Origin of the sequence: Chryseobacterium nakagawai (assembly GCF_900637665.1) — a bacterium.
Taxonomy (GTDB): domain Bacteria; phylum Bacteroidota; class Bacteroidia; order Flavobacteriales; family Weeksellaceae; genus Chryseobacterium; species Chryseobacterium nakagawai.
In genome coordinates this window covers 2,633,843-2,656,487 of the sequence record NZ_LR134386.1, presented here as the reverse complement: position 1 = coordinate 2,656,487, position 22,645 = coordinate 2,633,843, and the positions used below count along the sequence as shown (strand labels likewise).

25 protein-coding genes are annotated in these 22,645 nt (G+C 34.8%); 14 read left to right on the top strand and 11 right to left on the bottom strand.

Annotation, left to right across the window (positions count from 1 at the left end; all coding sequences use genetic code 11):
- Positions 1-15: 15 nt before the first annotated feature.
- The 3 genes from EL260_RS12065 (at position 16) to EL260_RS12055 (ending at position 1,880) form a co-directional block, all read left to right on the top strand.
- Positions 16-324 carry a thioredoxin family protein gene (locus tag EL260_RS12065; protein WP_123274739.1) on the top strand — a complete coding sequence of 103 codons (309 nt, stop codon included), beginning with the start codon at positions 16-18 and terminating at the stop codon, positions 322-324.
- Positions 324-572, top strand: a complete 249-nt coding sequence (locus tag EL260_RS12060) for a DUF6952 family protein (RefSeq protein ID WP_027375263.1) — start codon at positions 324-326, stop codon at positions 570-572. Before EL260_RS12065 ends, EL260_RS12060 begins: the two co-directional genes overlap by 1 nt.
- A gap of 93 nt (positions 573-665) precedes the next feature.
- Positions 666-1,880 carry a hypothetical protein gene (locus tag EL260_RS12055; RefSeq protein WP_123860510.1) on the top strand — a complete coding sequence of 405 codons (1,215 nt, stop codon included), beginning with the start codon at positions 666-668 and terminating at the stop codon, positions 1,878-1,880.
- A gap of 69 nt (positions 1,881-1,949) precedes the next feature.
- Here EL260_RS12055 and EL260_RS12050 read toward each other — a convergent pair whose 3' ends face one another.
- The 3 genes from EL260_RS12050 to EL260_RS12040 are packed head-to-tail and all read right to left on the bottom strand — an operon-like array spanning position 1,950 to position 4,191.
- Positions 1,950-2,639 carry a Bax inhibitor-1/YccA family protein gene (locus EL260_RS12050; protein WP_123860509.1) on the bottom strand — a complete coding sequence of 230 codons (690 nt, stop codon included), beginning with the start codon at positions 2,637-2,639 and terminating at the stop codon, positions 1,950-1,952.
- A 23-nt stretch (positions 2,640-2,662) separates the two neighbouring features.
- Entirely contained in the window at positions 2,663-3,109 is a 447-nt protein-coding gene (locus EL260_RS12045; RefSeq protein ID WP_123860508.1) for a peptidylprolyl isomerase, read from the bottom strand.
- Positions 3,110-3,156: 47 nt separating this feature from the next.
- Positions 3,157-4,191 carry an acyl-CoA reductase gene (locus EL260_RS12040; protein WP_123860507.1) on the bottom strand — a complete coding sequence of 345 codons (1,035 nt, stop codon included), beginning with the start codon at positions 4,189-4,191 and terminating at the stop codon, positions 3,157-3,159.
- A 59-nt stretch (positions 4,192-4,250) separates the two neighbouring features.
- Here EL260_RS12040 and EL260_RS12035 point away from each other — a divergent pair, with 59 nt between their 5' ends.
- The 7 genes from EL260_RS12035 to EL260_RS12005 all read left to right on the top strand — a co-directional run bounded on the left by EL260_RS12035 (position 4,251) and on the right by EL260_RS12005 (position 12,300).
- Positions 4,251-4,601 carry a 4Fe-4S binding protein gene (locus tag EL260_RS12035; protein WP_123860506.1) on the top strand — a complete coding sequence of 117 codons (351 nt, stop codon included), beginning with the start codon at positions 4,251-4,253 and terminating at the stop codon, positions 4,599-4,601.
- Between the two features lie 114 nt (positions 4,602-4,715).
- Positions 4,716-5,780 (top strand): 3-phosphoserine/phosphohydroxythreonine transaminase, encoded by a 1,065-nt coding sequence (gene serC / locus EL260_RS12030; protein WP_123860505.1) that lies wholly within the window; start codon positions 4,716-4,718, stop codon positions 5,778-5,780.
- 121 nt (positions 5,781-5,901) lie between these two features.
- On the top strand, positions 5,902-6,867 hold the full coding sequence (locus EL260_RS12025; protein WP_123860504.1) for a D-2-hydroxyacid dehydrogenase: 966 nt from the start codon (positions 5,902-5,904) through the stop codon (positions 6,865-6,867).
- Between the two features lie 2 nt (positions 6,868-6,869).
- A complete protein-coding gene (locus EL260_RS12020; protein WP_123860503.1) occupies positions 6,870-8,114 on the top strand; it encodes a DUF1015 domain-containing protein in 1,245 nt (414 codons plus the stop codon).
- Between the two features lie 55 nt (positions 8,115-8,169).
- Positions 8,170-9,576: a M28 family peptidase gene (locus tag EL260_RS12015; RefSeq protein WP_123860502.1), complete on the top strand. Its 1,407-nt coding sequence runs from the start codon at positions 8,170-8,172 to the stop codon at positions 9,574-9,576.
- Between the two features lies 1 nt (position 9,577).
- Positions 9,578-10,939 carry a M28 family peptidase gene (locus EL260_RS12010; RefSeq protein ID WP_123860501.1) on the top strand — a complete coding sequence of 454 codons (1,362 nt, stop codon included), beginning with the start codon at positions 9,578-9,580 and terminating at the stop codon, positions 10,937-10,939.
- Positions 10,940-10,941: 2 nt separating this feature from the next.
- Complete coding sequence (locus tag EL260_RS12005; RefSeq protein ID WP_123860500.1) at positions 10,942-12,300, top strand: M20/M25/M40 family metallo-hydrolase; 1,359 nt, start codon at positions 10,942-10,944, stop codon at positions 12,298-12,300.
- Between the two features lie 247 nt (positions 12,301-12,547).
- Here the strand turns inward: EL260_RS12005 and EL260_RS12000 are convergent, their stop codons facing one another.
- Together EL260_RS12000 and EL260_RS11995 are read right to left on the bottom strand one after the other, a co-directional pair.
- The gene (locus EL260_RS12000; protein ID WP_123860499.1) at positions 12,548-13,060 is read right to left on the bottom strand and encodes a hypothetical protein; all 513 of its coding nucleotides are present in this window, start codon (positions 13,058-13,060) and stop codon (positions 12,548-12,550) included.
- A 178-nt stretch (positions 13,061-13,238) separates the two neighbouring features.
- Positions 13,239-13,691, bottom strand: coding sequence for a hypothetical protein (locus tag EL260_RS11995; protein WP_123860498.1), 453 nt, complete (start codon positions 13,689-13,691; stop codon positions 13,239-13,241).
- 545 nt (positions 13,692-14,236) lie between these two features.
- Between EL260_RS11995 and EL260_RS11990 the strand changes: the two genes are divergently transcribed.
- Complete coding sequence (locus tag EL260_RS11990; protein ID WP_123860497.1) at positions 14,237-14,467, top strand: hypothetical protein; 231 nt, start codon at positions 14,237-14,239, stop codon at positions 14,465-14,467.
- Positions 14,468-14,566: 99 nt separating this feature from the next.
- On the opposite strand, the gene EL260_RS11985 is transcribed toward EL260_RS11990, so the two are convergent.
- The 5 genes from EL260_RS11985 to EL260_RS11965 form a co-directional block, all read right to left on the bottom strand.
- Positions 14,567-14,788, bottom strand: a complete 222-nt coding sequence (locus EL260_RS11985; protein WP_123860496.1) for a hypothetical protein — start codon at positions 14,786-14,788, stop codon at positions 14,567-14,569.
- Between the two features lie 93 nt (positions 14,789-14,881).
- The gene (locus EL260_RS11980; protein ID WP_123860495.1) at positions 14,882-16,054 is read right to left on the bottom strand and encodes an aspartyl protease family protein; all 1,173 of its coding nucleotides are present in this window, start codon (positions 16,052-16,054) and stop codon (positions 14,882-14,884) included.
- Between the two features lie 308 nt (positions 16,055-16,362).
- Complete coding sequence (locus EL260_RS11975; protein WP_228445634.1) at positions 16,363-17,400, bottom strand: peptidylprolyl isomerase; 1,038 nt, start codon at positions 17,398-17,400, stop codon at positions 16,363-16,365.
- An 81-nt stretch (positions 17,401-17,481) separates the two neighbouring features.
- Positions 17,482-17,994 carry an FKBP-type peptidyl-prolyl cis-trans isomerase gene (locus EL260_RS11970; RefSeq protein WP_123860494.1) on the bottom strand — a complete coding sequence of 171 codons (513 nt, stop codon included), beginning with the start codon at positions 17,992-17,994 and terminating at the stop codon, positions 17,482-17,484.
- A 193-nt stretch (positions 17,995-18,187) separates the two neighbouring features.
- Positions 18,188-19,258 carry a branched-chain amino acid aminotransferase gene (locus tag EL260_RS11965; RefSeq protein WP_123860493.1) on the bottom strand — a complete coding sequence of 357 codons (1,071 nt, stop codon included), beginning with the start codon at positions 19,256-19,258 and terminating at the stop codon, positions 18,188-18,190.
- 85 nt (positions 19,259-19,343) lie between these two features.
- On the opposite strand from EL260_RS11965, the gene mnmD reads away from it, so the two are divergent.
- Positions 19,344-20,018, top strand: coding sequence for a tRNA (5-methylaminomethyl-2-thiouridine)(34)-methyltransferase MnmD (gene mnmD / locus EL260_RS11960; protein WP_123860492.1), 675 nt, complete (start codon positions 19,344-19,346; stop codon positions 20,016-20,018).
- Between the two features lie 111 nt (positions 20,019-20,129).
- On the top strand, positions 20,130-20,546 hold the full coding sequence (locus EL260_RS11955; protein ID WP_123860491.1) for an NUDIX domain-containing protein: 417 nt from the start codon (positions 20,130-20,132) through the stop codon (positions 20,544-20,546).
- Positions 20,547-20,571: 25 nt separating this feature from the next.
- On the opposite strand, the gene EL260_RS11950 is transcribed toward EL260_RS11955, so the two are convergent.
- A complete protein-coding gene (locus EL260_RS11950; RefSeq protein ID WP_123860490.1) occupies positions 20,572-21,276 on the bottom strand; it encodes a DUF4294 domain-containing protein in 705 nt (234 codons plus the stop codon).
- A 51-nt stretch (positions 21,277-21,327) separates the two neighbouring features.
- On the opposite strand from EL260_RS11950, the gene chrP reads away from it, so the two are divergent.
- Positions 21,328-22,401 (top strand): chryseobasin maturation metalloprotease ChrP, encoded by a 1,074-nt coding sequence (gene chrP / locus EL260_RS11945; protein WP_123860489.1) that lies wholly within the window; start codon positions 21,328-21,330, stop codon positions 22,399-22,401.
- The last annotated feature ends 244 nt before the right edge of the window (positions 22,402-22,645 follow it).

The window sequence follows — 22,645 nt, the reverse complement described above, 5'->3', positions numbered from 1 at the left end:
TTAAAAAATAAACTTATGTATACAGAATTAACCGAAGATACATTACAGAATATTGTAAACGACAATGAAAAAGTAGTTGTTCAGTATGGAGCAACATGGTGTGGAAACTGCAGAATCATGAAGCCAAAATTCAAAAAATTAGCATCTGAGAATGAATCTATTCCTTTCTTATACGTAGATGCTGAGAAACTTCCTGAAAGCAGAAAATTAGCAAAAGTAGACAACTTACCTACATTTGCTATCTTTAAAAATGGTGAATTGGTAAATCAGGTTCAATCTAACCAGGCTGAGAGTTTAATTAATCTTTTTAACGAATTAGCATAATGAAATTACCAGTAATCAGACAATTCTATCAGAATCAAACCCCTGAGAACTTAGAAAAAACGTTAGAAGTGCTAGAAAGCTTCTCTGAATTCAGAGGAACAAGTGAAGAGGATCTAAATGTTGCAGGAGAGCTTATTACCAACATTTGCGGAGCTTTAGAAGTTCATGCTAACGTACAAAACGGGATGAGCGAAAAAGATGCACTAAACTCATTTGCACAAAAGGTTTTAGGATCTATTGATAAATAATCAGAAATACACAACATAAAAGTTTGTTAAAAAACTCTATATTTGGTAAAACTCATATAGAGTTTTTTTTTATTAACACCAAACAACAACGCTATGAAAAAAAAACAATTTGCCATTCTCTTGGTAGTAGCTTGTTCTGTAGCCTTAAAATCACAAGTTGGGATCAACACTAGCCCGCCGCATCCCAACGCCGTTTTACAACTGAAACCTAATCCTACAGTCACAACCGCTAAAACGTTTATCCTTCCTCAACTTCCCGATCAAAAAAACGGGGGTATTGCCCCAGCATCAAATCCCGGTAATATATCTATAACCAATCAATTGGACAATGGGATGATGTACTACAATACAGATACGGGATGTATTGATTATTGGGTTGCCACCAAATCAAAATGGGGCTCCCTCTGTTCTACCCCTCCGCCAAGTCCGGCCATTACAAAAATCACCAATGATCAGGACTCTTACCTTTATACTTTTAATTCATCCTTAGGAACTAAAAACCCACCTTCCATTAATTTACTGGCAGACATTACAGCTCCTGGTAGTATGGTCATTAATACTTCTGACGCCACCCAAAACACAAATGGGGTTAACTACACTTACAGCGGTCAGATATATGCCGGAAACAATCAGGCGATTCCCTTGGTAACAACACAAGGTTACCCTCAAAATACAGGAGTTTTTCGTTATAAGGCAGTGTATGACTCAAACGGAGATGGAGTTCCGGATACCGTTGTAGCCAACCAAAACAATAACCCCTATACTTTTATTATAAGATATCAGGATATCATCCCTGGACAGATCAAGAACACAACAGCCTCACAAACAACTCCTTCTTTCAGCAACCCCAGCTTTGTAAGCACCCTAAATGATCTTACAATTCCTGTACCTCCTGGGCAAAAAATAGATGCTACCTACACTCTTAATCTTACGAATACCAATAATGCATATGCAGGATCTTTTGCTTTCCCAGCTATAACCGATGCTACGGCAGTTCCTTCCAGCTCATTTAGCTTATCAGGGTCATATACGAATAAAAATGGCAATGGTACCGTTATCAATTCAGGATCGCTCAATAACACAACTAACAGAGATAAGAATCCTGTACAGGGACGTGCCACAGACTTAACAACAACCAATCTCAAACAAACCATAGAGATAACTATCTCATATACAAACAACAGTTCCGCTACAGTGGATTTTTCTGTTGCTGTGGTACAAGACATCAATTTCCTCAACAACACTCAAACCATCACAATACCTTCTGCTACTGTAACCTATACCACGACCACACCCGGGGTAATATAACTAACAAAAAAGATATAATAAAAAAGACCTGATATAAATATCAGGTCTTTTATTCTTTATCGTATTCAATTAACTTCTTCTGCTCATTAATATATTCAGGATATACCAGAATAAAAGCATAATAGAAGCAAAAAGTTGTAATGCTGCACCCACATACTGATTCGTAGCATAAGAATCTTTCAGCTTACTTGTCTGATATAAAATCGCCGCAGAAGCAAGAATCACCATTCCTACAGAGAACCATAACCCAAGATTAAAACCAAAGGCCATTCCTCCAATGATTAATCCGATTGAAATAAATCCTCCAATAATAATGATATTTCTTAAAAAAGAAAAATCTCTCTTGGAAGTAAATGCAACTGCAGAAATACCTGCAAACATGGCTACCGTTAAAGTAGCTGCCTGAAAGATAATATTAGCACCACCGGCAATATTAGTAGCTATAAAAAGCAATGGTAAAAAAATCACCGCCTCTAGTACAATATAAAAACCTAACCCAAGATACTGAGTGGACTGACTTTGCGAAAGTGACCATTTAGAGGCTAAAATAGAAGCCAACCAGAAGACACCGATAATTAACAGCCAGGTAAACCTTCCGCTAAACATCATCGCAATAATCTCTACCGGTACAGTCTTTAACAAAATAGTCTCAACTCCAATAAATGCAAGAATTGATAGAGCAACGTGCAAATAGGTCTTCTTGTAAAAATTCGCCTTCTCCACTTCTGAAGAATGAGCGACTAAAACATCTGTCATCATAGTTAATATTTTTTTATCGAAATTTATTTATTCTTTTTAACAGGCAATACACCCAGAATCTTCCCATCATCTTCGAATACAACACTTATCACTTCTTTTGAGGAAGAATCACCGGCATATTTGTATTTAATATTAGGATGATTAACACCATCCATCGTTACGTAATAGCCTACTTTTAAAATCTCAAGTTCTTTATTGGGATCAATACCATCCCTTACTTTTTTAAGAACATCTTCTGTGACAATTTCCTTTACCTTATCAGCAAGTGTTTCGTTCACCGTTTTATAATCCGAAGATTGCAAAGCGGCAATAAACTTCTGAAAATTAACATTATACTCATTGACTTTCTCCTTACTTATGGTAGCCAGCTGTTCTTTCTTTTGATTGTTCTCAACCTTCAGCCCTGTAACTTTCTGAGCAAACATTACCTGTGTGCCAATAATCGCCAGACCTAAAAATATTTTTTTCATAATATTCGTTTTGTAATTGGGTGAAATAGTGATGGAAGATACGAAAATCAGACCAGTTCTAAAAATTTCATCGTATCCACATTATCTGCATAAGTATCAAGGCCTGGATTTTGTGCTTCACCAAAATAAATTGATTGTAATCCCAACTCTTCTTTAGCTACTACACATTGAATATTTTCCTCGTTTTCGGCAATGAAGTTTTTAACATCATCCAATGATTCGTATCTGCTAAAATTAATGACAGAAAGCGGACTGAACAAATTATCATCTTCTTTCAGCATCACAAAGTTGTTATCCCAGAATTTTTCCAGATTCAAAAGGTAAACTGCTCTGTTATAATCATAATTATTAGCATATTTATTATGATTGATAATATCCTGGAATCCTAAAAAGTTTTCAAACAGTCTGTCGATCACAAAATCCTGAGGAATAAAGATTCGGGTTACATTTCTGCATCCCAGCCCAAAATATTGGAAGATATCTTTTGCTAAAAGTTGTAGTTCTTCATCAGTTTCATCACCTTTCAAAACAGCAACAGAAGTTCTGTTTTTACGAATAATGCTCAAATGGTTTTTAAAATAATACTCAAGATATCTCGCTGTATTATTACTTCCGGTAGCAATAACTGCATCAAAATTCTCTAATTTTTCTACAAATTCAAACTGAACCTGGTCTCCAGAAAACTCTTTCCATTTTTTTAACAAAAACGGAATCAAATACTTATCCTTAGATGACAGTTTAATTAAAGGGATATGATTGCTTAATACAACAGAGATCACGTCATGAAACCCTACCAAAGGAATATTTCCAGCCAAAATCAATCCTATTCTCTTGGAAATTTTTGAGATTGAATAATTTTTGAGCCAGTCTTTAATATTTTCTTCGGTAAGAAGATCCGACCATTGTTGCAAAGCAAATTTCTGATTATCAACAGTAAACCATGGATTTTCTATTTTAGATTTCTTTAATAATAATTCAATATTTACATCATCTTCATTGTGATCTTCCGTTTTGTTCGCTAAAAACGCCTTTATATAATCACTTAATTTAATAAGTCCTAAAACTTGATTTTCGGTATTCATAATTACTTTAAAATTGGGGAATATTTTGTAATTTTGTGCAAATTTAAAAAAAATTAGCGATGGCTATTAAAATAACTGATGAATGCATTAATTGTGGGGCTTGTGAACCGGAATGCCCAAACAATGCAATATATGAAGGAGCTGTAGATTGGAAAGCTTCTGATGGAACATCTCTTCAAGGGACGATTACAATGCCATCAGGACTTACTGTAGATGCAGATGCAGCACAGGAGCCAGTGAGTGATGATGTTTATTTCATTGTAACTGATAAATGTACTGAATGTAAAGGTTTCCATGAAGAGCCACAGTGTGCAGCAGTATGTCCGGTAGACTGCTGTGTTCCGGATGAGGACCATGTAGAATCTGAAGAAGCGCTTCTTAATAAAAAAGCATTCTTACACGGTGAATAAAAATAATTCCGTCTCATCATCTGTGAGGCGGCTTTTTTTGATCGAAACCCAACCTAACCAAAAAAAATAAAGCGACAGGAATTTAAATTTCTAAAGCAACCAAAAAATAAAAATATGAACAAAAAGCACAACTTCAGCGCAGGGCCATGTATCTTACCACAAGAGGTATTTGAAAAATCAGCACAGGCAATCTTAGACTTTAACGGTATCGGATTATCTCTTCTTGAAATTTCGCACAGAAGTAAAGATTTCGTTGCAGTAATGGACGAAGCACGTGCAATTGTAAAAAGACTGATGAACCTTGGTGATGATTATGAGGTACTTTATTTAGGAAGCGGAGCAAGCATGCAGTTTGCAATGGTGCCCTACAACCTAATGAAAGTAGGTGGAAAGGCAGCTTATCTGGATACAGGAACATGGGCATCCGGAGCCATAAAAGAAGCAAAGAAACTAGGAACTGTAGATGTAGTGGGTTCTTCAAAAGAAGAAAACTACTCTTTCATTCCTAAAAATTATACGGTAGGTTCGGAATATGATTATTTCCACTGTACCTCCAACAATACAATTTATGGAACTCAGATGAAATCTTTTCCTGATGTGGATACACTGATGGTATGTGATATGAGTTCTGATATTTTTTCAAGACAACTGGATTTTTCAAAATTTGATCTAATTTATGCTGGAGCTCAGAAAAATATGGGACCTGCAGGAGTTACTTTAGTAGTGATCAAAAAAGAAATCCTGGGAAAAACAGGAAGAGAAAACATGCTTTCTATGCTTGATTATTCTCAGCATATTTCCAAAGAATCTATGTATAATACTCCACCAGTATTTCCAATCTATGCATCTCTGTTAACCCTGCAATACCTTGAAATCAATGGTGGAATTGCTGCTGCAGAACAGAGAAACGAAGCAAAAGCTAAGCTTTTATATGATGAAATTGACAGCAACCCATTATTTGAAGCGTTCTGCGTAAAAGAAGACCGTTCATTAATGAATGTTTCTTTCAAAATTACAGATGAAAGTAAAAAAGAGGAGTTTGACAATGCCTGGAAAGCTGCAGGAATCAGTGGACTAAATGGCCACAGAAGCCTTGGAGGTTACAGAGCAAGCCTATATAACGCCTTATCAATTGAAAGCGTACAGGTATTGGTGGATGTAATGAAATCTATCAAATAATTAAAGCATAAAAATTCAAAGATTGAAAGATTTAGATGCGACAAATTTAAATTTCTTAATTTGCGCCTAGTTTTAAAATTTTGAAAGATCCAAATATTTCAATCTTTAAATCAAATAACACATGAAAGTTTTAGCAAACGATGGAATCTCAAAAGCAGGAGAAAAAGCTTTAAAAGATGCCGGAATTGAAATTCTGGACAATAGAGTGGCCCAAGATCACGTTATTAATTTTATCAACGATAATAATGTAGATGTTCTTCTGGTAAGAAGTGCAACAAAAGTGAGACAAGACCTGATTGATGCATGCCCAGGACTTAAGATCATAGGTCGGGGCGGTATTGGAATGGACAATATTGATGTTGAATATGCAAAAAGTAAGGGTATTAAAATAATCAATACTCCAACAGCATCTTCAAAATCTGTTGCAGAGTTGGTTTTCGGACACTTCATCGCATTAGCCAGATTCCTTCACGAATCAAACAGACTGATGCCTTTAGAGGGAGATACTCATTTTAGTGCCATGAAAAAGTCATTCAGCAATGCTTATGAACTTTCAGGAAAAACGTTAGGAGTAATAGGTTTTGGAAGTATTGGCCAGGAAGTCGTGAAAATAGGAATCGCTTTAGGAATGAAAATACAAGTTTTGACTAGAAGTCCAAAAACAGAAGTTCTTACACTAGACTTCTTTGACGGACAATCGCTGAACTTTGAAATCACTTCCACCAATGATATGGATGCATTCCTTAAAGAATCAGATTTCATCAGCATCAATACTCCGAAAACGAATGAATACATTATAGACACGCCACAGTTTGAAAAAATGAAGGATGGTGTTTATATTGTAAATACTGCAAGAGGCGGTGTGATAAATGAAGTAACACTAATTGATTTTATCGATTCAGGAAAAGTAGCAGGAGCTGCATTGGACGTTTTTGAAAGCGAACCCAATCCTGAACTTCCTTTACTGATGAACCCGGCACTATCGCTCTCTCCTCATGTAGGTGGGAATACGGTAGACGCGCAAGAGAAAATCGGTATCGAACTTGCAGAACAAATTATTAAGCTACAAAAAGAAACTATAAGATAAATATGCCTGTTTTTAAACCTTTCCGTGGAATAAGACCTCACAGAGACTTTGAGGATACTTTCCCTACCCATCCACTGGATAATTTTACCCAGGAAGAAATTGCAGAAAAAGCTCAAGTTGAAAATACTTACATCAACATGATAAAGCCTTATGTTGTAAGTAAATCTAAGGATGTAGATCGAAATCTGAGAAAGATCCGTTCCACCTTTGAAGAACTTCTGGACGAAAAAAAACTCGTTCAGGATAATTCTGCATACTATCTTTATGAACAAATATATCCTAATAAGCAAATTTTCAGAGGCCTCCTAGGTCTGGCGAGTATTGAAGATTTCTGGAATGGAAAAATTAAAAGGCACGAAAGTACCATTCCTCAGAAAAAAGAAAAACTAGCTCATTACCTTGAAAAAGTAAATCTTCAGGCTGAACCGGTATTACTAACCTACCCGGCCAATTCAAAAATTGAGTTGCTGATGAACCATGAGGAAAAGAATGTTCCAATCTTCAATCATGTAGATACTATTGGTATCAGACATAAAATCTGGAGAATAGACAATCGTTTAAAACTTCAACAGTTTAAGGAAGTAATTGATCAGATCGATTCATTCTATATTGCCGATGGACACCATAGAATTGGCTCTACAGCATTAAACGCAAAAAAACATAAGGACAAAAACAAAAGACACAACGGTACAGAACTTTATAATTTTGTATACAGCTTTATCGTTTCAAACCAATCCATCAAGATTCACGATTACAACAGAATTCTACATGATCTGAATGGCCTTTCCAGCGAACAATTTCTGAAAGAACTGGACAAGTATTTTCTAATTCACGAAAAAGGAGAAACATCATACTTCCCTTCTCAGAAATTCCACATTTCAATGTATCTGGATGGTAAGTTTTATTCTCTTCACGTAAAACATGATCTTCGCTCAAAAGAAATGTCTTTAGATAACCTGGATCACCATTTATTAGACAAATACATTTTTAAAGGTATTTTAAAAATAGATGATCCGGATAGCTCTGATCTTATTTCTTATGTAAAAGGAACCTCTAATATCAGCGGAATCAATATTTTAAAAGAAAAGGTAGACAGCGGAGAAGGAAAGGCAGGATTCGGAATTTATCCTGTAAGTTTTAATGATATGATTAAAATTTCAGACTTAAAATTAAGCATGCCTCCAAAATGTACATTCATTGAGCCAAAATTGATTACAGCACTGTTAATGTACGATATGAAACCTTAATAAATTCCTATTTTTTTCCTACTTTTATCATTGGAAAAAGAAAGGTAAATAAAAAATGAAAAAAATATTCATTATACTTCCACTCTTTTTGAGTGGATTTTTATTTTCTCAAAAAAAAATCCAGAAAAAGCCTGCCGGTAGAACAGCAATTCCTGTAAAATTAAATTATCACGATGAATTCAAAAAGATCTCAGATGAGATCATGACTAATGGTAGGGCTTATGAAAATCTTGGAGAACTCACAAAAGGTATCGGACCTCGTTTCAGCGCCACTCCTGGCTATACAAAAGCGGTAGAATGGGCTGAAAAAAAATTCAAGGAAATTGGTATTAATATGATCTGGAGACAAGAAGCTAAAGCTCCGGTCTGGATCAGAGGAAAAGAATCTTTACAGATAAAAACAGAAAATGGAGATTGGAAAAGCATCAGAATGCTCTCCTTCGGAAACTCTGAAGGAACAGCTGGAAAAGATCTGACAGGTGAAATTGTTTTAATTAATTCTACCTCAGAACTTAATGCCATGTCAATAGGACAGTTAAAAGACAAAATAGTCTTCGTCAATGTTCCTATGGATCCAAAAATCATTAACACCAGTGATTCTTATTTACAGACTGCAAAATCAAAATTAATTTCTGCTTCTGTCATAGCTAAAACAGGTGCAAAAGCTTTAATTATAAGGTCATTAACAACAGCTAATGATGATACGCCGCATGCCAAAATGATTTACTACGAACCCGATGATAAAGTTAAAATTCCTGCTTTATCAATAGGCGTAAGATCAGCAGATGAATTGGAAAAGACGTTAAAGAAACAAAAAGTTACTGCTAAAATCAACATGACTGCTGAATCCAAAGGCAACACCACTAATCCAAATATTATTGCTGAAATTCAGGGTAAAAAAGATGCTAAAGTTATTGTTTTAGGCGCTCAACTTGATTCATGGGATGTAGGTGAAGGTGCAATTGATGATGGAACCGGAGTTGCTCAGTGTATTGAAGTTTTAAGAACATTGAAAGCGCTTGGATACGAAAATAACCACACCATCCGGGTAGTTTTGTATGCTAACAGTGAAAACGGAGGACAAGGTCGTGAAATGTATGCTGCTTATGTGAAAAAGAGAGACGAAAAACACATATTTGCCTTAGGAACAGATGCAGGAGGATATTCGCCACGAGGTTTTTCTTTGGATATGTCCCCTCAAAGAAGAAGGCTTATCTCTCCCTGGAAAGAATATTTTCTTCCTTACGGTGTTTATGATTTTGACCAGACAGAGGCAATTCAGGACATCTCGCCATTAAAAAAATTGGATATTCCTTTAGCAGAACTTGTGGTAGACACTCAAAGATATTTTGATTATCATCATTCCGAACAAGATACTTTTGATAAGGTAAATAAAAGAGAACTTCTTCTTGGAGCAGCTGCAATAACACAATTGATTTTTATGGTTGATAAAAACTGGTAATATGAAAAAAATCATAAACATATCATTACTGACTTTAGGAATTACTTTTATATCAGGACAAACTAAAGAAGATTCTATACAGTTTAGCAAAATATCCACAGAAATTTTAAATAACGGAAAAGGATATGATGAACTGCAGGAACTTACTAAAAATATAGGTCACCGTTTAAGCGGCTCCGAAGCCTATGAAAAATCTGTGCAATGGGCTGCACAAAAGCTTCGTGAAGCAGGTGCGGATAAAGTATGGCTTCAGGAAGTAATGATCCCGGTATGGGTAAGAGGAAAAGAATCCTTGCACATCAAAACCTCCAATGGAAGCTGGAAAAGCCTTAAAATGCTCTCTCTAGGAAATTCCGAAGGAACAAATGGGAAAGATATCTTTGGAGAAATTATTATGGTTAAATCTCTGGAAGAATATGACAAACTCCCCGCTGAAAAGGTAAAAGGTAAGATTGTCTTCTTTAATTATCCTTTTAACCAAGGAAATGTACAGACTTTTATTTCCTATAGAGAATCAGGAGCTTATAGAAGAACAGCAGCTTCTTTAACAGCAAAGAAAGGTGGTAAATTTGCAATCATCAGATCTCTTTCTTCAGCTTTTGATGATGTTCCACATACAGGAAATATGCGATACGAAGAAAATATCGCCAAAATCCCAGCTGTAACCATCGGAAATACAACAGCAGATGAGCTGGAAGCTTTATTGAAAAATCAGAAAGTCACAGCAAAGCTCAATTCCCACTGTGGGATGAAAGGAGAAAAACTCTCCCACTCAGTCATTGGTGAAATTACAGGTAAGAAAGATCAGAGTGTAATTGTTGTAGGCGGCCACCTTGATTCATGGGATGTAGGTGAAGGTGCTCATGACGATGGATCCGGAATTGTTCAGAGTATTGAAGTGTTAAGAACCTTCAAAAAATTAGGACTCCAGAATAACCATACCATCAGAGCAGTCTGTTTCGCCAATGAAGAAAATGGAACTAAAGGAGGAAAGCAATATGGAAAAACAGCAAAAGATAACAATGAAAAACATCTTTTTGCTATAGAATCTGATGCCGGAGGTTTTTCTCCCCGCGGAATTTCTCTAGAAATGGATGATACAAACAGAAACCAGATCAAAAGCTGGGGAAAACTATTTCTACCTTATGGGGTGTATAACTTTGAAGGAAAATATTCGGGTTCAGATATTGCCCCACTTCATGAAATGGGGGTACCCACGGCAGAACTCGTTCCGGAACCACAACGTTATTTTGACATTCACCACACTGCAGAAGATACTTTTGAAAAAGTCAACCGTAGAGAATTACTTTTAGGCTCAACGGTAATGACACAACTTATTTATATGATTGATAAAAATTGGTAACCATGAAAAAGATACTAGGAACCTCATTATTACTTTTTGGAATGGCAGCTTTTGGCCAGGCTAAAGAAGATTCAATACAATTCAGCAAGATCTCCCTTGAAGTTTTAAATAACGGAAAAGGATATAAAGATCTACGCGAACTCACTAAAAATATCGGCCACCGTTTAAGCGGTTCCGAAGCCTATGAGAAATCTGTACAATGGGCAGCGCAAAAACTTCGTGATGCCGGAGCAGATAAAGTATGGCTTCAGGATGTGATGATCCCAGTTTGGGTAAGAGGAAAGGAATCCTTACACATAAAAACCTCCAACGGAAGCTGGAAAAGTCTTAAAATGCTTTCTCTCGGAAACTCTGAAGGTACAGGTGGAAAAGATATTTCAGGGGAAATCATTATGGTAAAATCTATGGATGATTACAATAAGCTTACTCCAGAACAGGTAAAAGACAAAATACTGTTCTTCAATTACGCTTTCAAACAATCATTTATAGAGACATTTAAAGGATATGGGGATGCTTCGAAATACAGAACAACTGCGGCATCATTAACCGCTAAAAAAGGAGGGAAATATGCTATTATTCGCTCTCTTTCATCAGCGTTTGATGACGTTCCTCATACAGGAGCGATGCGTTATGAAGAAAACGTTTCTAAAATACCAGCTGTAGCCATTGGAAGCACTACAGCAGATGAACTGGAAACCCTATTAAAGAACAAAAAAATTACAGCAAAACTGAATTCCAACTGTGGAATGAAAGGAGAGAAACTCTCCCACTCTGTCATTGGGGAGATTACAGGTAAAAAAGATCAGAGTGTAATTGTTGTAGGTGGTCACCTTGATTCCTGGGATGTAGGAGAAGGGGCTCATGATGACGGTGCCGGAATTGTCCAGAGTATTGAAGTTTTGAGAACATTTAAAAAACTAGGGATACAAAACAACCATACCATCAGAGTTGTTTGCTTTGCCAATGAAGAAAATGGTGTGAAAGGCGGTATCCAATATGGAAAAACAGTAAAAGAAAATAATGAAAAGCATCTTTTTGCCATAGAATCCGATGCCGGAGGCTTTGCTCCAAGAGGAATTGCTCTGGATATGGATGATGCCAAAAGAAAACAGATTCAAAGCTGGTCCAAACTATTCCTACCTTATGGAGTATATAACTTTGAAGAAAAATTCTCCGGAACAGATCTTTACCCACTTCATGATATGGGAGTTCCTGCGGCTGAGTTGATGCCAGATTCTCAACGTTATTTTGATATTCACCATACTGAAGAAGACACCTTTGACAAAGTTAACAGAAGAGAGCTTTTATTGGGAGCCGTAGCCATGACCCATATTATTTATATGATTGATAAAAACTGGTAGTGAAATGTCAGTTTGATATAAATGAACCCATTAAGTCTTGATAAGATTTGATGGGTTTTCTTTGTTTTAAAAACACAAATCCAAAATTTGATACCACAAAATTGCACCAAGATTTCCATTTAGACCAGGTCTGAAATTGAGTTACTGTTTTAGCAAAGTCTTTGTCCTTCCGTAGGAATCCAAATAAAGATATTGAATATGGTTGTTAAGATTCTTACAGAATGACAAACCAAGTTTTATCCAAGAATTAAACATTTAATATAAAAGTATTTATCCTGTACTTAATTTGACCAATAAAATGATTACAGAAATACCTTAATCCACCTGATTCCCAATTGACATCAAATTTATTATCACTCCTGCCATAATAGGGTTTTGAGATTTTAGAATGAAACATAGGTGGACTATCTTTCACCATAGCAAAATAGTTAGTTTTAAAATTTGATTTCCTGTAATACTGAATTTCAATTACAGTTTCTTTTTGACCCGCTTTAAAAATATATAATGTAACATCATAAAGATCATGATACTCCTTGTTTAAAATGTCTATGGCTATATCTAGAGCGAGTGTTGTTTTAGATTTATTTATTTTATTTCTTACCTTCCTTTGTGTAAAAAAATCTGGTCTTTCAAATTCATTGAAATCAGACACAATAAAAACACAATTAGGAGATATCTTATTCCAACAATTCATCTTTGCCAATCGTTGAAGATTCACAATACAAGTCTCAATCTTTTCTTTTAAATTTTCCTTGTTCACTTTTCGAAAATCATTCTTTTTTACAATTATTCTAATGCAGTAGTTTAAAATTTCACGTCCTAAAAGCTCAATAGAAATGTACAATCCTGAGCATAGTCGAAGGATAGCTCGTTCATATCATAAATTAATTTCCATTGATTTAAACCAAACCTATATCTAAGAATTCCACAATTAAGATTTATTTTTCTTTTATAAAAATCAGTTCATCAATATCAGGGATTTCCAATCCATTATCTGAACCAAAAGAACAATCCGAAATCTCAGAATGATAGCTAAAAGAAATAGCATTATTTTCAAGCTTTTTAAGGTCAATGACAGCATCTTTGATGGTACAATCTTGATACTTTTCAAAAGCAGCTTTAATAACTTTTAGTTGATATTCTGATGGTGCAGAGGAAGAAATTTTGCTTTCATTCACTATGAATTTTTCTCCGTTTATATTAATTAATACAATTTGAAAATATTCTTTCTCTCCTTTCTCCAAGCTTATGATTAAAGATAGTGAACTTCCTTCTACCTCAGTTTTCCAGATTCCTACTAATTCAGTCATTTTTCTTTCTGTTTCCGAAAGCTGCTGTCCATATCCTAAGCTGCTGAAAAGTAAAATTAACCCAATATATATTCTATTCATTTCAAACAATTATAATCTAAAAATAAAGCTTTTTTCTTCGTTTAAGGAAATAAATTAAAAAACACCCTAAAATACAACAGTATACACCCTTCAAAAATAAAGTGTTAATTGTGAAATAATCACTTTGGCATGATATTGGCATATCTTTTTGTGAGAAAAAATTAAAAAAGCACTAAGGATGAGAAAAAAGGTTTTCTGTGGATTTTCAGTTTTCCACTGATTCAAAGTTCATATCTTGTATATGAATCCTTTTTTTTCTACGATGCCGTAAAAGATACGGAAACGTGATTGATTAGCCCCTTGGCTGATCTTTCACAGCAAATTTATGCGCCGTATCTAACTGGTATCATCAATAAAACCGTGAGTCATTTATTGATTCTAAAACGATTATCAATCCCGGACTTTAAAGCCCGGTATCATAATATTGAATAAACGGCAAGTATCATGAACCTTAGCCCAGTAAAGAAGTATGCTTTCTTTATACCATGATCACTACACCCGATTTATTCTCAGTTAATTAATGTATAACCCTTAAAATGTTAGTAATGATGAGAGCCTTTTTTGAAATGATTTTTAAGAGAAATGAAGATGCTGCAAAAATGCATATCTGGAGCCTGTTAATGGTGTTGAGTTTTGCTGCCTTTTCTGTACTGGTATACAGTTCAAAACCAAGTTTTAATAGCTTAATAGTATATCTTACCGCCTTTGCTGCTTATATCGGCTTTGGTCTTGTGTTCATCAGCTCCCTTGCAGGAACAGGTATGAAAAAAAGATAAGGTAGAAACATATAACTTTTATTTCACTCTTTTACTGAAAAACCGCCCTTTTATTGAAGGGCGGTTTTTTTATACATTGCTTTTCTACAATTTCACAAATTATTCTTTAAAAATATCTTTCATCATTTTCTCAAGAAACTGAGTCGTTTCCTCTTCAACCATTTTTTCAGATTTCGTTACTAGTTCCTTATGAAAAGGTTCACAACAGGCTTTTATTCCAAATCCATCATCTGTTTTTACAAATTCCGGATGTAAGTTATGTTCTTTACAAACTTCAGCCTCTATTGTCTGTTTTATTAAATCGTAATTAAGATCAAACATACTTTTAATTTTTGTTTCATTGGTGAGAGATAAAGATAAGAATAATTTGTTTTTACAGAAAACCGTATTTTCACGGTATATATCATATATTCCCTAGTTATCAGCCTTTAAATAAACTTTCTTTTTAAGGTTTACATTCATTTCAGCTCCGCCTCTTTTTATTTTCAAATCGATAGCAACAGCATCCTTTTCTACTCTGTTCAAGAAATAATGACAAACACCTTCTTTGTCAAGATTATCAAGGTTTATATTATTAATACTAATGATAGAATCTCCCACCTTTAAAGGAAAACTTTCTTCCTGAAATACATAAGCAACAGTTGGTTTAGAGTCTATAAAACGATATCCAAAACCAAAAGATTCCAACTTGTGGGAAAATTCCTTAATCTGTTTCATATAAACCTTATGTCCTTCCCAATCCAGAACAAATACAAAGTTCTTCAAAAAATCATTTCCTATTAAACTTGAACTTCCTGTTGCTACCACCACATTGTTAAAAATCTTATTTCCAAAAGTGATATTGGAAGCTTTAAAAATATGCCCAAGCACAGGGCTTCCGGTACCAAAGGCCCCTACAGAACTATTTCCGTAAACATCTACTTTCTCTGTTATTTTTTTGAAGTTGTAATTATTATTGGTCATCTTTATATTTCCTGAAGATCCCGTATCAAATGTAAAGTTCATTTTCTTATCAAGAATACTGGCTTCAATAATAGGGGTTTTCTGATCTTTTACATCAAAAGGAATCACAATATCATAGCCTGTAAGATCAAACTTAGAGAGATCCTGGGTTGCTTCCAATGAATTTTCATTATAATTTAACCTCCAGAAAAGTTTAGCCATTTGATTAGAACCAAGAATTCCATCCACTTTAAAGCATTCGAATTCAGTTGCCGTAAGGTCCATCACCATAACTCCTATATTGTTAAAAGCTATATTATCTACAATCATTTCAGGTAATACTGTAAATATCTGGTCCTGTTTATTTTTCTGTGAGTCCTTCACTCTGCTTTTATGTTTCTTTTCAAGACCCAAATCTGTATAAATTGCCGTAGAAATGACAGTTGGAGCTCCGGTATCTAAAAGAAAATTATATATTTTTCCATTAATATTTACCTTCACAAAAGGTAAGTCCATGGAATATTTTAAATTTACTTTTTCAACTTTTGACCTTAACTGAACGTCTCCATTTTCAAAGAATTTTCTCCCCTGAGCAATAAGGCTAAGATTAGAAAAAATAAAAAGAGCATAAAAGAAATTTTTCATGAAGTAGTTTTCACTAAAATAGTCATTTTTAGAGTGTTGACAAAGTCACTATTAATAAAAGTAGCATTTACATATAATTTTACACCATTATCATTGGCTACGCCGAATCTTTAATTTCTAACGCAGGAAGAGTTTCATTCATGCATTTAGATTCTTCATTTCACTTCTGAACTACGTTCGCAGACCTTCAGTCTGTATTCAGAATGACAGAATGAAAAAATAGCTTAATCTAAAATTGTATATAGTTGCTATGAAATAAATAAAAAAGCCGTCCTTTTCAGGACGGCTTTCATATCTTAAAGATTCAATTATTTTACTTTTACAAGCTCAACATCGAAAACTAACCAAGAGTTTGGTGGAATTACTCCTCCTGCTCCTCTTTCTCCATAACCCATTGCTGGTGGAATTAATAAAGTAGCAGTTTCACCTTCTTTCAATAATAGAATTCCTTCATCCCATCCTTTGATTACTCTTCCCATTCCGATTGGAATATCGATAGGCTCGTTTCTTTTGAATGAAGAATCAAATTCAGTTCCGTCTACTAATTTACCTGCATAATGTACAGATACATTATCACCTGCTTTTGGAGCTTTACCGTCAGCAGTTTTAGTGATTTTATAGTAAAGACCTGATTCCGTTTTTTGCATTCCAGCTTTTAAGCTTTCCACTAATTTTTCCTGGTTTGCTTTGAACTCTTCTTCTTTTTTCTTTTTTTCCGCTTCTTCTTTAGCGATGAAAGCTTTATTATTTTCTGCGATTTTAGCTTTTCCTTCGTTAAAAGTTTTAGCTGCATCGTAGTTTTTGTATTCATCACCTTTACTGAAGATAGAAACTTTTTCTAAAACAATATCAGTCTTAGGCTTATCCTGAGCTCCTTTTTCAACATTAGCAATAGTATCAATTACATCATTCCCTTTTACTATCTTTCCAAAGATCGTGTGTCTTCCGTCTAACCAAGGGGTAGCTACTTCAGTAATGAAAAACTGAGACCCATTTGTATTCGGTCCTGAGTTTGCCATAGAAAGAACACCTTTTCCTGTATGTTTAAGATCGTTTCTTTCATCTTCAAATTTATATCCAGGATCTCCCATTCCTGTTCCCTGAGGATCACCCCCTTGAATCATGAAATCTTTGATTACTCTGTGGAAAATAGTTCCGTCATAATAAGGAACTCCCTTAGCCTTAGCTTTGTTGTCGATTTTCCCTTCTGCAAGACCAATAAAGTTGGCTACAGTTACTGGTGCTTTCTTGTCCTCAAACTTCACAATCATGTTACCTTTTGTAGTTTGAAGATTGGCATAAAGTCCGTCATTAAGACCTTCGTAAGTTTCTTTGTCTACGTTCATTTTTTTATAAATTGGGGTACAACTCATCAGCGAAACACTTGCCGCTGCCAGAATTATATTCTTGTTAAACAATTTCATGTATTATAAAGCTTTTAATTTTATGATTAATGGTATATCATTGTCTATTTTCTTTTCATCTCCAAAAGTTCCATAAGCCAAAGAAGATGGTACCAAAAGCGTCACTTCCTCTCCATCATGTATAAAACGCAAAGCATTTTCCACCGCTTTCAGTTCATCAAAATGCCCAAATTTAGCATCTCTTCTTTCAAAAGGCTGATCATAGATCTTGGTCTGGTCAAAATCATACAATTCATAAGAATAGGAAATCAGAGTATTATCTGCTCTTCTTTCTCTATGATCAAAACCATCAACTGTTACCCAATAATTAAGCTGTGTAGGATAAAATTTTATTGTTTGTCCGTTAATCCAATCCTGGATCTGCCCTCTTTCAATGGTATTCAGATTTTTCATCCTGTTCTTAGAAACATCCAGATCTTTCTGGCTCAAAACGCCTCCTACTGGAGGATGTGCCGTCTGTGCATTCCTATTACAGCTCAACAGGCTTATGGCTGATATGAAGAGTATTTTTTTCATAAACTTTTGCGAAAATACACATTTCGTGAATCAATTACAAAACTTGAGAGAGAAATGTAGTAATGTATTAATTCCGCAATATAACAATAATGTCTAAAATAATATTAAAACCATTTGAGTTGTTCAATATTTTAATGTATTAAAATAAAAAAACCGGGAAATTCCCGGCTTACTATAATGTATTTAGATACTATTAAACTGTTTCAAACACATGATCTACAACCACTCTCCATCCGAATGGATCTTCGGAAAGGTTGTTTTGAAGATCTACTAAATCTTTCTTAAGAATCGCTGCATAGCTTTCTTCGTCTGATAATCTTGGAAGGGCTAATTTTTCACCTTCATATCCTAAAGCCTGGAATTGAGTGGTTACCACTGCAGTACCTACTCCCCATACTTCTTTAAGAGAACCGTTTTTCAAAGCTTCAATTACTGTTTTTACCGGAATTGGCTCAACTTTTACTTCGATTCCTCTTTTCTTAGCCAATTGAAGGAAGCTGTCTCTTGTTACTCCGTCAAGGATTTTCTCAGAGGTTGGAGGTGTATAGATTGTATCGTTGATTCTTACAAATACATTCATTGTACCACTCTCTTCGAAATATTCGTGAGTTGCATCATCAGTCCAGATAATTTGCTCATACCCTTCTTCAATAGCCAATTGAGTTGGATAGAAAGAAGCCGCGTAATTACCTGCCGCTTTAGCAGAACCTACTCCACCGTTTGCTGCTCTTGAATAGTGGTCAGAGATTTTTACAGAAACCGGCTCTGAATAATAGCTCTTCGCTGGTGTTGCTACAATAGCAAACATATATTTTTCAGAAACTCTTGCTTTCAAAGCTTCTTCTGTAGCAAAAATTAATGGTCTGATATATAAAGACATTCCTTCTCCCTGAGGAATCCAGTCTCTGTCGATATCTACTAATGCTTTTAATCCGTCTAAAAACATTTCCTCAGTCACCTCAGGCATAGCAAGACGCTTCGCTGACTTGTTGATACGTTCAAAATTCTTTTCAGGCCTGAAAAGGAAAACCTGCCCATCTTTGTCTTTATAGGCTTTCATACCTTCAAAACAAGCTTGTCCATAGTTTACTCCCATCATAGCTGGGGTAAAAGGTATTGGACCGTAAGGAACTAATTTTACATCACCCCATTTTCCGTTTTCGTACTCACATATAATCATATGATCTATGAAAGTTCCGCCAAATGAAAAATTGTTAGGGTCAAATGTAGAAATTCTGGAGTTTTCAGTTTTTTGAATTATCATTTTTTAAAATTTTTACGATGTTCTACAAATTTAATATAATTTTCTAAATATAAAAATTTTAGAGTAAATTTGACAAAAAATTAGCTTGAAAAGAGAAATTAAGACCACAAACGACGGAAGTAAAACACTGTTTATCAATGATTTAAATGAAAATTATCATTCTCATCATGGGGCTCTTCAGGAAGCAGAACATGTGTTTATCAAAAATGGATTAAACTTAATCAATGATTGCGAAATTAATATTTTAGAACTAGGTTTTGGAACAGGTTTGAATGTTTTGGTAACAATTAATGAATATTTAAAAACTGACAAAAATCATGTCATCAATTATTTTTCGCTCGAAAAATACCCAATAAATGAATCCGAAGTTAACGATTTAGCCTATTTTGAACTTTTCGATAACCCAGAGTTTAAAAATATTTATCAGAAAATTCATCTGGCAGAATGGGAAAACTCAGTAGAAATCATTAGTGGATTCAACCTTAAAAAGATAGAATGTGATTTTTTTGATCTAAAGAACATAGATTTGCCTGAAATCAACCTTGTTTATTTCGACTGTTTCGGGGCACGAGTACAGCCAGACCTATGGGAAAAACCATTATTTGAACTGATATCTGACAAAATGGCCATTAACGGATTATTAACAACCTACTCTTCTAAAGGAAGCGTAAGAAGAATCCTTCAGGAGTTGAATTTTCAGGTTGAGAAAAAACAGGGACCTCCAGGAAAAAGAGAAATGATTAATGCAATAAAGCAGTAAATAACAAAAGATATAGAACGGTTTACTTTTTCAATATTTTCATCCTTTGAATCACTAAACTCCTCCCAAAATTGCTTACCTTAGCTATACAAAATATGATACATTATATATATGATAGACAAGATCAACATTAGAGTGTATGGCTGCGTGGTAAAAGAGAGAAAAGTACTCACTTTATTTGAAGAATATGCCGGCGAACCTTTAGTGAAATTTCCAGGCGGCGGATTAGAGTATGGTGAAGGGACCTTGGAATGCTTGCACCGTGAATTTGATGAAGAACTGAATGTGAAAATAGATTGTATAGAACATTTTTATACTCAGGAAGACTTTCTTGTTTCCCGATTCAGGGAAAATGAACAGCTTCTGACTATCTACTATCTTGTAAATATTGTTGATGAAAAGGAATTCCTTATTTTGGATCCTTGCATTGAAAAAACGGAATGGATGGATATTGACACACCGGATAATCCTTTCCCACTTCCTATAGATAAAATCGTATTTGATAAACTAAAAGAAAAATTCCTGTAAGATCACTTACAGGAATTTTTCTTTATTATTTCTTTACTTTAAAATCGCTTGCTCCGGGGTAAGGTTTCAAATACCCTGAATTCCAGTTAGACTGTAATAACGACTCTACAAATTCATCGGTTCTGTTTTTATGGGGATCATATCGCTCTTTCAAATCAATATCTGCCATTTTCCCTTTAAGATTCCACCAAAAGGCACTAAACCCACCTCTCATCTCTTTAATGATCTCATATACATTTTTACCGGTTGCCCGGTTCATGAGCTTCGCAAAAACCTGTCCTTCGGTAGTAGTTAGATCTCTCAATTGTTTCTCATATTGATCAGCAAGCATATTTTGCCTTTCTCTTATGAACTTTCGTTTGGCTTTATTATCCATATCATTCATGTCTACCTGAATGTCTCTGTATTGCTGTAAGGCAGTTACAAATAATGGATATACTCTATATAACTTCTTATTTAAGAAATAGTAGTAATTTTTATCCAACTGATTATTAAATCTCGGCTTATTAACCAAAACCAACTCATCCATTACTACTACAGGCTCTCCGTTTACTTCATAGATCTTAACCTTCTGCTGTTCGTCGTAATAATACTTATTGCCGAATTCATCTACTTTCAAAGATTCAGCGGGGTATTGATTCAATGGTTTTGCGACCACAGTATCATTCTGCCCAAAAACACTGACTCCAAAAAAGAACATAAAAAGACAGATAATCTTACTAAAATTCATTATTTTTACACTTATAAGAACAAAAATTAAACGCAAAAATCATTCCTTTTTATGAAATTTGAAAAGAAATCTTTAAAATTTTTAGAGAAATATTTAAACACTTCATCTCCAACAGGATACGAACACAAGGGACAGGAAGTTTGGATGGACTACATCAGACCTTATGTAGACAAGATTGAAGTGGATCATTACGGAACGTGCTACGGTATCATTAATCCTGAAGCAGAATTTAAAGTAGTGATTGAAGCTCATGCTGATGAAATCTCGTGGTATGTAAACTATATTACGGATGATGGATTGATTTATGTAATCAGAAATGGAGGCTCAGACCAAACTATTGCTCCATCAAAAGTAGTGCACATTCATGGAGAAAACGGAATTGTAAAAGGAGTATTCGGATGGCCGGCTATTCATACAAGAACAAATCAGAATGAACCTACACCAAAAATAGAAAACATCTTCATTGATTGTGGGGCAACTTCCAAAAAAGAAGTGGAAGACATGGGAATTTTTGTAGGATGCATGATTACCTACCCTGATGAATTCTTTGAAATGAACGACAGATATTTTGTATGCAGAGCTCTTGACAACAGAATCGGAGGTTTCATGATTGCAGAAGTAGCAAGGCTTTTAAAGGAGAACAAAAAATCGATTCCATTTGGTCTTTATATTACCAATTCCGTACAGGAAGAAGTAGGCTTATATGGAGCAGATATGATTGCCGACACAATCAAGCCTAATATTGCTATTGTAACTGACGTAACGCACGATACTACCACTCCAATGATTGAAAAGAAAAAAGAAGGAGACCAGAAGTGTGGTGCAGGACCAGTAGTATTCTTTGCACCAAGTGTTCACCACACTATAAGAGAGTTAATTATTGATACAGCAAAAACAAAAAAGATTCCTTTCCAAAGAGCTGCAGCAAGCAGGTCTACGGGGACTGATACTGATGCTTTTGCTCACTCTAACGGAGGTGTACCAAGTGCGTTAATTTCCTTACCTTTGCGTTATATGCACACAACAGTGGAAATGGTATCTAAAGAAGACGTAGCCAATGTTATTAAATTGATTTACGAAACAGTTCTGAAGATTAAGCCAGAAATGAAACTGAAATATCATTAAGATGAAAGCTTTCTTTTATCATTTAGTCCGAAAACCGACTTTTATATCCATTTTAAGTGCACTTTTTTTTAGTTATATAATATTTTTAAGTATATATAAACTGTTTGATCCACCGAAAATAGGTTCGGGATACAATATGATTCTTGAAATGTTACTTATTGTAAGCATTGTACCTTTAGGACTATTTATAATTGATAGAGTATTAGTTATTAAAATGAATAACATCAAACTAACAATCATAGAA